Below are 5202 nucleotides of genomic sequence, written 5' to 3' on the forward strand. Positions count from 1 at the left end.
CAAAATTTTGGGTTTTCGAGACGCGATAAATCGCCGTCTCTACAAGTTTTTTGGTAAATTGATAATGCTCAGTTAATAGTTGAGAAAATATCAAAACTTTAAATTATAAAGGTTAACCTTTATACTAAGTGCATAGATAAAATTTATACTGGTAAGCAGATAAATAGGGAAATGTCCTAAAAAAATCAGCTAAAGTTATCAGTAATGAGCCATTCACCAATATTTAGAAGATTAGCCCGCACTCTTGGGATTGTTAACTATTGCCAAAAGCGTAATATTTCAACGAGCGAAGGTATTGAACGCATTTATCAGCTTGAAGAACTGATGTCATTGCGTAAGGGCAAGCGGCGGCAATTTCTGACTGATTTAGGGAAATTTACAATATTAGGTGGAACAATTGGTCTAGGGTCTAGTTATTTTCATCGTACTTTGGCCGCACCTTCTTCAATGGATGCAAAGATAGCGATTGTAGGTGCTGGTTTAGCAGGACTCGCTTGTGGCTACGAACTCCAGCGTCAAGGAATTAAAGCTACTATTTACGAAGCGAGTGACCGAGCAGGGGGACGCTGCTACTCACTTAATGGAGTCTTCCCTGGTCAAGTTGCCGAAAGAGGCGGCGAGTTTATAGACAATCTGCACAAAACAATTTTGGGATATGTAAGGGAATTTAAGTTAGAAGTCGAAGATTTATCAAAACAACCAGGTGAAGTACTTTATTACTTTAATGGTCAACGTTATTGGGAATCAGCAGTAATTGATGAATTCCGAGCTTTTGTTACTGCAATGAGAGTTGATTTACGCACCCTTACACAACCTACTGCAAATAACTTCACTGCATCTGAGCGATTGCTAGACTTAACTAATCTCCAAGATTATCTCGATAGTCGTGGAGCAGGAGCTTTACTAAAAAATGTAATTAAATCTGCATATATTGGTGAATATGGTCGAGAAATTGACCAACAAACTTGTTTGAGCTTTCTACTATTTATTCATGCAGATAGACGCTCCAAGTTCCGACCTTTTGGTGTGTTTAGCGATGAACGGTATCATGTTATTGGAGGCAACCAACAGATTGTTGAAGGATTAAAAAAACGATTACCAGGGCAGATACAGTATGGTAAGAAACTGATTGCTGCCAGGAAAGATAGTGCAGGTAAGATCGAATTAATCTTTAACAATGGTCTTAGTGAAAAGTTTGATGCTGTTGTATTTTCTCTTCCTTTCTCAACTCTGCAAGAAGTAGATTTAACAGGGCTTAAACTACCTCAGTGGAAACTTGATGCTATTAATAATTTAGTTTATGGAACTAACTCAAAATTGATGGTAGGTTTCAATGGTCGTCCTTGGACTACCCTTGGTTGTAATGGTAGTGCCTATGCTGATCTTCCCAACCTCCAGGCTGTTTGGGAAACTAACCCTAGCAAAGCTACATATGGCAGAGCAGTGTTAACAAATTACGCTGGTGGCAACTTAGGTGCAAGACTTAACCCAAAAAATCTTCAACGGGAAAGTGCTAAATTTATTAATGACCTGAAATTTGTCTTTCCTGGTGCGGATATTTCGGCTGCGCGGCTCAACAATACCGAATATCTAGCTTATTTAGAAAACTGGTCATTAAATCCACTCACAAAAGGAAGTTATACCTGCAACCAACCTGGTTACTTTACAACAATTGCTGGGAATGAAGGCAAATCAGTAGACAACATTTACTTTGCAGGAGAACATACTAACTCATTTTATGAATGGCAAGGTTTTATGGAAGGAGCTGCAATCTCAGGTGTTAATGCTGCCAAGGAAATTTTGCAAGCTTTTAAAAAATAATTCCTTATTTATTCAATATTGAACAGATTCCTAAATATCTGCATAACTAAAGTTTGCTCCAGCAAGGTTTTGGTCTTTGAAAGAGCGACTTATCTTGTTCTGACAGAAGAAGTCTTTGGGCGTAGTTGGGCTGGTGAAGGCGAAGGTTTATACTAAATATATCTTGAGTATCTACTTTTACGAATGTAAAGCACTATTTCTATTTCTCTAAGTTTGATAGAGTGATGCTTTGTCGATCGCTGGAATCTCTATTGGACATCCAAGAATTAAATTACTCAATTCCTGCATCCAAAGTTCCTATCCAATTTTTCTCCCCCTGCCTCCCCTGCTCCCCCTGCTCCCCCTGCCTTCCAAAACGATTGATTATTGATTATTTATTTTAGTTGGAAGTCTCTATGCCGTCCCAGGTATCGCTCCCCCAATCACTCCATCCATACTTACCCCTTACCGCTCTTGCGCCCATGCAGGATGTGACAAACCTCTGGTTTATGAAAGTCATTGCCCACTACGGCAGCCCTGACTACTTCTTCACCGAGTATTTCCGCGTCAATGATACCTCACGGCTTAATCGTAGCATTCTGGCAGCAATCACCGAAAACGACACGGGTTGTCCCGTTTTTGCTCAAATGATTGGCGAAAGCATTCCAGACTTAGTGAGAACAGCAAAGGAACTCTGCAAATATAATATCGCTGGAGTTGACTTGAACATGGGCTGTCCAGCACCTAGAATCTATCGCAAAAATGTTGGGGGTGGATTACTGCTCTTACCAGAAAAAGTGGATCGGATTTTGGGAGAACTGCGGCAGGCAGTCAGCGATCGCCCTTTAACCGTTAAGATGCGCTTAGGCTTTGAAAATACAGATAACTTTTACAAAATTCTAGATATAATCAATCACCACAGTATTGATTTGCTGAGTTTGCATGGTCGCACGGTGAAAGATATGTATCACGGAGCAGTAAAATATGATTTGATTGCTGAAGGGGTTAAACGGGTTGATTGTCCAGTACTTGCAAATGGCAATATCAACTCTGCGGCAACTGCGATTGAAGTACTTTCTCAAACGGGCGCTGCGGGTGTGATGGTGGGACGCTGGGCGATCGGGAATCCTTGGCTTTTTAATCAAATTCGGCAGGCTTTGCGCTGCGAGCCGATCGCGCCCGTTCCTTTAGTAGAGGTACGTAACTATATCGATCGTTTATGGCAAACCCCCACAGCGGCAAGTATGCCAGAGCGATCGCGCGTAGGCTACCTCAAAATGTTCCTCAACTACATTGCCTTGAGTGTTGACGCTGACGGTCATTTCCTGCGGCTGATGCGACAGACTCAGACCGAGGTAGAATTGTTTAACCTTTGCGATCGCATTCTTCTTGCTGATCTGACGAAAACTTTAGCCCTAGCACCCTCCTTGAGCGTGAGTCAGAGATAGATTTATATTTAAACAGTAGTGCTGCTCCAAGTTAAATTGATTAAATCTAAGACGTAATCAACCGAATTATCTATATAATCTTCTGATTGATCATTGTTTAATACACACAATTTCCCACCAGTAATATAAATTTTAGCTGGTTCTTTGTAGTAAGCTTTATGTCTACTGATCCATCCTGGTTTCTCACCAGTTGTCTCTACTTTTTCTATTTCAAATGTGTAGATATTTAATCTATAAACTGGGGTTTCATTATAGATTCTTGTATCAGAGTATCCTAAACTACCAATAATATATATGTATTCTCCAAATAATGTAGCTGAATGAAAATCAGTTGGTGGAAAAACATCTTTGGGATAACCATAAATTTGAAATTTACCATCACCTTGATAAACTACAACATCGTTATATATACAAAAATTAGAGTCATAGTAATCTTCATGCTCACCAGCAATTTCTACAATTCTGCCATCTGGTAATTGTGTAATAGTTCTGCCAAATCGATCGTAGCACCATACTTTATCTTGCCGATTTTCTGTATCTTTAAAAGTATTTTGGGCGCTATAAGCAGAACAACCTTCATAAATCATTACTTGCCAAAAAGGTATTTGCATCAATTCTGGATTGGTTTTGCCAAAGCGCGGATGTTTGCCAGCAAAATATTGCTTTGGTGATAATTCGGATAGTGAGAATTTGCTGTTGGCAATTCCGGTGAGCGATCGCCGCATATCATCGTTAATATCGCTCACATCTTCACCAGCTGCAATTAACATTTTGACGATTTCTTTATTTGTCGTTATCTTAATGGCTTTGCCATCGCAATGATTGATTCTGCTAGGGTTTGCGCCAGCTTCTAGTAAGATTTTGACGCAATCAGTAGCACCATACTCTGCTGCGATTATTAATGCAGTGTTATCAAAATCATCAGTGGCTTCAATATCAAATCCCTCTGCAATTAGCCACTGTAAAACTGAGAGCCTATTGTTTTCTACCGCATACATTAACGGCGTTTTTCCGCAGTTTCCCACATCGTTGTGATTTGCTCCCGCAGCTAGGAGTAATTTAGCTTTAGGTAGTTCACCCATTTGAATACTCAATAACCAAGGGGTTCTATGCCAACAATCACGCACATCTTGATCGGCTCCTTGCTCTAACAATAACTTTACTTGCTCTAAGCTCCCAAAAACTATAGCGTGCATTAATTCTGTCCATTCCAGTTGCTCTGGGTTAGCACCCGCATTCAATAATAATTTGACAGCATCAAATCTTCCTACATGAGCAGCTACTTTAATTGCAGTCTCACCATAGCTACTTATGCCATTGACAGCAGCACCTCTAGAGATGAGTAAATTCAAAGTTGAAATTAAGTTTTCATCTTGCATGATATCTCGGCCATACATAGCATTAATTAAGACATCATATCCGTCTGGACTTTGATAGTTAATATCTGCTCCAGCATCCAGAATCAATTGAATTTTATCTAGATTTCCTGACTGCACAGCCAACCCAAGCACGGCTTTTTGATATTCTTGTTCCACAGCATTCACATCCGCGCCATGTTCCAAGAGGAAGCGAACCATATCAACACCTGCATTAGCGCTACTAACCGCAAACATTAATGGTGTTTGCTGGGAATGCTCGTCTAGGCGATCAATATCAACGCCATTAGCTATTTTACTTGCGACTCCTGCAATATTTCCCTGCTGTGCATAAACATGAATTTTTTGCATAATCTTTCTGGGCTAACTTCTGATAATAATTATCGGCGTTGCTGAATCAAAATGTGAATTGTGCCTAAACATCGCCTCTAGCGCCAGGATTTGTGGTGTTGCTCAAGGGCTGGCTTATTGAAGGTGAAAGAAGATTGTGCCTTTGCGTAAGTCCTATACATGATGAACTGGCTAGTAAGCTAAAAAACATCTAATTTGCATAATCGAATTAAATATAACTCTTGTGG

General features: G+C 40.0%; 3 protein-coding genes. 2 read left to right on the plus strand and 1 reads right to left on the minus strand.

Going from position 1 to position 5202, the window contains the following annotated elements:
- Window positions 1-204: 204 nt before the first annotated feature.
- Window positions 205-1821 carry an NAD(P)/FAD-dependent oxidoreductase gene (locus VB740_RS17020; protein ID WP_323201146.1) on the plus strand — a complete coding sequence of 539 codons (1617 nt, stop codon included), beginning with the start codon at window positions 205-207 and terminating at the stop codon, window positions 1819-1821.
- Between the two features lie 395 nt (window positions 1822-2216).
- On the plus strand, window positions 2217-3248 hold the full coding sequence (locus tag VB740_RS17025; RefSeq protein ID WP_323201147.1) for a tRNA-dihydrouridine synthase family protein: 1032 nt from the start codon (window positions 2217-2219) through the stop codon (window positions 3246-3248).
- An 8-nt stretch (window positions 3249-3256) separates the two neighbouring features.
- On the opposite strand, the gene VB740_RS17030 is transcribed toward VB740_RS17025, so the two are convergent.
- Window positions 3257-4975 carry an ankyrin repeat domain-containing protein gene (locus tag VB740_RS17030; protein WP_323201148.1) on the minus strand — a complete coding sequence of 573 codons (1719 nt, stop codon included), beginning with the start codon at window positions 4973-4975 and terminating at the stop codon, window positions 3257-3259.
- Between the last annotated feature and the right edge of the window lie 227 nt (window positions 4976-5202).

Origin of the sequence: Nostoc sp. UHCC 0251, assembly GCF_034932245.1 — a bacterium.
GTDB lineage: Bacteria > Cyanobacteriota > Cyanobacteriia > Cyanobacteriales > Nostocaceae > Nostoc.

Coding starts and splice junctions, on each gene's coding strand:
- VB740_RS17020 (WP_323201146.1), top strand. CDS start 205: ATGAGCCATTCACCAATATTTAGAAGATTAGCCCGCACTCTTGGGATT.
- VB740_RS17025 (WP_323201147.1), top strand. CDS start 2,217: ATGCCGTCCCAGGTATCGCTCCCCCAATCACTCCATCCATACTTACCC.
- VB740_RS17030 (WP_323201148.1), bottom strand. CDS start 4,975: ATGCAAAAAATTCATGTTTATGCACAGCAGGGAAATATTGCAGGAGTC.